The sequence below is a fragment of the Candidatus Obscuribacterales bacterium genome (assembly GCA_036703605.1).
Classification (GTDB): domain Bacteria; phylum Cyanobacteriota; class Cyanobacteriia; order RECH01; family RECH01; genus RECH01.
In genome coordinates this window covers 1-4,653 of sequence record DATNRH010000933.1, presented here as the reverse complement: position 1 = coordinate 4,653, position 4,653 = coordinate 1, and the positions used below count along the sequence as shown (strand labels likewise).

Annotated in this window: 3 protein-coding genes; 2 read left to right on the top strand and 1 reads right to left on the bottom strand. The window is 54.8% G+C overall.

The features are described from left to right. Both V6D20_19205 and V6D20_19200 read left to right on the top strand, forming a co-directional pair. Positions 1 to 1,013: aminotransferase class III-fold pyridoxal phosphate-dependent enzyme (locus tag V6D20_19205; protein ID HEY9817910.1), on the top strand; the 1,013-nt coding region annotated here is incomplete at its 5' end. Further along, positions 1,010 to 2,641, top strand: a complete 1,632-nt coding sequence (locus tag V6D20_19200; GenBank protein ID HEY9817909.1) for a hypothetical protein — start codon at positions 1,010 to 1,012, stop codon at positions 2,639 to 2,641. The genes V6D20_19205 and V6D20_19200, both read left to right, overlap by 4 nt. Positions 2,642 to 2,727: 86 nt before the next feature. On the opposite strand, the gene V6D20_19195 is transcribed toward V6D20_19200, so the two are convergent. Next, positions 2,728 to 4,653 (bottom strand): CHAT domain-containing protein (locus V6D20_19195; GenBank protein ID HEY9817908.1); only part of this gene is annotated, 1,926 nt, incomplete at its 5' end.

Below are 4,653 nucleotides of genomic sequence, written 5' to 3'. Positions count from 1 at the left end.
GCCTTGATCGGGTTTTGTTGTTAAGTACCGGTGCAGAATCCAACGAAGCTGCGCTCAAGATGGCACGTCTGGCCACCGGTGGGCATGAAGTAGTGGGCTTTGCCCAATCCTGGCATGGCATGACCGGGGGAGCCGCCGCCGCCACGTACTCGGCGGCACGGCGGGGGTATGGCCCCATGGGTGTGGGTGGCATGGCCATTATGGCTCCCAATGTTTACCGCCCTACCTTTGGTCAGGCTGCGGACTATGACTGGCAGGCAGAGCTTGACTACGGGTTTGAATTGATTGATCGGCAATCTACGGGAGCCCTGGCCGCCTTTATCGCCGAGCCTATCCTTAGTGCTGGAGGTCTTCTCGATCTACCTGTGGGTTACCTCAAAGCCCTCAAAACCCACTGCGACGCAAGGGGCATGATGCTGATTATTGATGAAGCCCAAACCGGTCTGGGTCGCACCGGGGAGATGTTCGCGTTTTCTAGAGACGAAATCGTTCCTGATTTTCTCACCCTATCAAAAACGTTAGGCGCAGGGCTACCGCTCTCAGCCGTCCTCACCTCAGCTGAGATTGAGGAAAAATGTCACGAGCGTGGATTTGTCTTTTATACCACCCATGTTTCAGACCCACTACCTGCTGCCATCGGGCTTACCGTGTTAGAGGTGATCCTCCGAGATCAACTGGTGACGCGAGCACAGAGTGCAGGGATGAAGTTGAGACAGGGGCTTGAGTCGCTGCAAGCAGAGTTTGATTGTGTGGGCGATGTCCGTGGTCGAGGGTTATTACTGGGTATGGAGATTGTTCTCGATAAACAGACCAAAGCCCCGGCCCCTGACCTAGGCGATCGCATTACCCAAAAAGCTCTTGATCTGGGTCTGAGTATGAATATTGTCAATCTACCCGGTATGGGCGGGACATTTCGCATTGCCCCCCCACTCACCGTTTCAGATCAGGAGATCGAGTTGGGGTTATCGATGTTGCGAGATGCAATTATCTATGCATTAAGGGAGGTGGATTGACATCCAAGGGCAAAGCGATCGCTGAACTGCTGAAGGGGCGATCGTGGTTGAGTGTGACCACGCTGCGGAGTTTGGGCCGTGACCAAGCAGCGGGATGGGAGGGCGTCTTTATCAATGAGGGCGATCAGTGCGCCGGACATTTCCTGCAGGATGGTCAGCGGGCTAAGGGACTCGTAACCTGTATCCCCAGTTTGCTGAAGGTCAAATCGTTTCATGCTGATGTTCTTGTCTTAGATGAACTCCCGGCGATCGCTGACTTTTTGCTAGCCAGTGGACTCTCGAACAAGAATGGCATCCGTCCGCTGTTGATCGAAGAACTCGAACGACGCATCCGTATTGAGCATGAAACTCAGTTGATCGATAGTGTTTGGGGCCTGTTTGATGGTTGTTCGATTACCGCTGAAGCCATGGCCCAAACCTGCGATCGCGTTCGCAGTGCTGACGTACCGCATTATCTATGGGTGGCAGAACGGGGGCGCGCCTACAGTCGGTTGTCGCGGTCGGAATCGGTACCAGGGTTTTTGCGGGAGTTCCAGCGCTCCAGTGCTGCATTGATGAAGCTCACTCGTCATTCGTTGACGACAGAAACGGTGCGGCAGGTGGATGGCCTCGACTGGAATAATCCCCACTTTCTGGCCCTGGCCGATCTCCAGGTACAGCGCAATCGAGGGATGCGGCAGCTCCGCATTTGCGTCGAAGCCCTGTTGCGGCATGAGGGGAAACAGGTGCATTACTGCACCCCCACCGTCTCCGATGAACAAGCCCGCCAGGTGAGGGCTCAGTTAAAAGACATTCGACAATCGCTAGAGGTGAAGAGAGCGATCGCCCTTGAAAATACCCCCTGCCCAACTGAACTGGAAGCTGAAGCCCTGATGCGCCAAGAGGCGATCGCCCCAGGGGATACGCTGAAGCTCGAACGTTATTTCATCGAGAAGTTCTATCAGGTTTCCGTCGATCGAGAGTTAGTGTTGTGGGATCGTCAGGGTCAGCGGCGCACCCAGATCCGTCGATTGGAACGATTGCTGGATGGTCACAAAGCCAATGTGCATAGTGTTCAAAGCATTCAAACCAATCCCACCACGCCCCAAGATTGGGACCTCACCCAACTTCAGCGGTTCATCTTTGAGAAAAGTGGTGCCTTGGCATTCGTCTTCCAGATTTGGCATGGCGACCTTCATGAGTTGACGGAAGCCTTGATTCAGCCCATCGCACAGTTCCTGAAACATCACAGCCGGGATGTGAAACTGGCGTTCAATTTTTCCAGGATTGACCAAGTATCCGATCGCCAAGCCGTGTTTCTGCTCCTAGACTGGTGTGGCATCCAGCGGCGATCTCAGCGGGGACGGGTCAACGGTCGTGCCATTCGTCGATATTTTGTCGATACCGACCATCTCAACCAGATCAAGACCATCCTGCACCAGCGGGGCGTCGGTGATCCACCCGTCTCAGATAGAGATCTTAATCAGGGGGATGGATCATCCCAAACAGCAGGGTTAGCACAGGCCTCCTGGGATGATGCCAGCCTGCAAGACATCAAACAAATGTGGGAATCGGCGACAACACCCGAGGAACGAGAGGCTATTCACCAGGCCTTTCCCGATGTCGTGATTCAGAGGGCGATCGCCTGAACGACAATGGGTCAATCCGAATACGGGTGATGGCGGAGTGGCACACTCGGTTGGTTTTGACCTGCTAGTGCGTTGATGTCAAACAGCTACAGCCCATTCCCGATTAAAATAAACGGTGCCCAATAATAGGGATGCGCCAAGTCTGTACTGGCTGCCAACGGTTGCCCTGTGCGGCCATCGACGATCTCAATGGTAGCGGGATTCCCTCGATCGCCCGCTAACACCGATTCATCACTGGTGATCAATGCCTGCTGCGATCGCCGTAGTGCTTCGCTTTCACTCAAGCCATTTGCCAGTACTGTATAGAATGCATCCATTAAGGCTTGGGTGCCACCGTCGCTGACGTACCAGAGGGACGCGATTGCCGCATCGGCTCCAGTTTGCTGCATTTGATAGCCAAATCCTAGAATTTCTGCTCCGTCTCCCAGTTCGCTGCTGACGGCGGTTTTGCAGGCGCTGAGGACGACTAAATCAACGTCTGGAAGCTGCCAGCGGTTGAGGTCAGCAACGGTGAGGCGATCGCCATCGCCGAGTAAGATAAACGAGTCGGTGGGATGTCCAGAACGAAATTCGGCGTGGGTGGCCAGGTGAATGATGGTGTAGTTGTCATTCAGGCGCGTTTCAATGGCGCTGCGATTAAAGTCTTGATCAAAAAAGGCGGTGGTTTGCGGAACTAAACTCACCAGGTTTTGGACTTCCTCTTGGGCGAAGGGTAAACCACTAAACCAGACCTGTTCGGTACCCAGATCCACATAGACATCTTGTTCGGGAAAGGCTCCGGCAAGGATATTCAGGTCGTTTGCGCTCTGTTGGGTAAAGTCGGTGAGGGACGCGGCGGTGATGTGGTTGATGGTGAACCGTTCGGTCAGCCATTGGTTGCCATCGTGCAGGGCGGCGATCGGGATGTAGCGCAGTGCGCCGTCGGCAGCATAGAGAATGGTATCGACACCAGCGGCGTCTAGGTCATCAACGATGGGCTGCATCAGCCATTCATACAACTGCTGGGCGTTGGCGCGGGGGTCGCTGAAGCGATCGGTGATGTCTTGGCGGAAGCCCACAATGGCAGCATTTAGGGTAAGGCGATCAACAGGGACGGTTTCGTTGATCAGTCCATCGGGGGTGACGAGGACGAGTTCGAGGCGATCGTCGAGGATGAGGGGATAGAGCAGGGCGGCGTTTCCGGCTTGTTGCAGGTTATCTTGCAGGCGGACGAGTTGGGCAGGGTTGAGGTTTTGTCCACGGGCGTTTTGTTGCAGTTGTTGGACATTGGCAACAATGTCGGGGCTGGTAATGAAGGTGTTGAAGTCGAATTGGGGATCGATGGACAGTTGAGTAAAGAAGCGATCGAGGATGGCTTGTTCAGCGTCCCACAGGTCGAGTCCGAGGCGGGTGTCGGCGGTGCCGCGTACGTCTTGTAGTTCGTAGTCTTGCAGTTCTTGTAGTTTCAGTAGGTCGAGGACTTCTTGGGCTTCCAAAATGCGGTTTTGTGCGAGGAGCAAATCGGCGAGGCGGCGGTAGGAACTGGCGATGGTCTCGGTGAACGATTGTTGTTGCTCTTGAGATAAGCCTTGGATGTCGTCGCGAATGGATTCGCGCACATTGACGGATTGTTTGTAGAAGACGATGGCGAGTTCCGGTTGGTCTTGGTCTGCCAGCAGTGCCCCCATGTTGCTGAGCCACAGTCCTTCACTGGATCGATCGCCAATGTCCTGAGCCACGATGAGCGCCTGCTGCTGCTGTTCTAGCGCTTGCTCCGGCTGTCCCAAACTGTTGTAAGCTACGCCCAAATTACCCAGGGCACTGCCCTCACCTTGCCGATCGCCAATCTCGCGGGTAATGACCAACTGTTGCTCATAGAGCGCGATCGCCTCTTGGTATTGTCCGACGTTACGGTAAGCATTTCCCAAATTACCCAGGGCAGCACCTTCGCCGCGCCGATCGCCAATCTCGCGGGCAATCACCAACCGTTGCTCATATAGGGCGATCGCTTCTTGGTATTGTCCGAGGTTAGC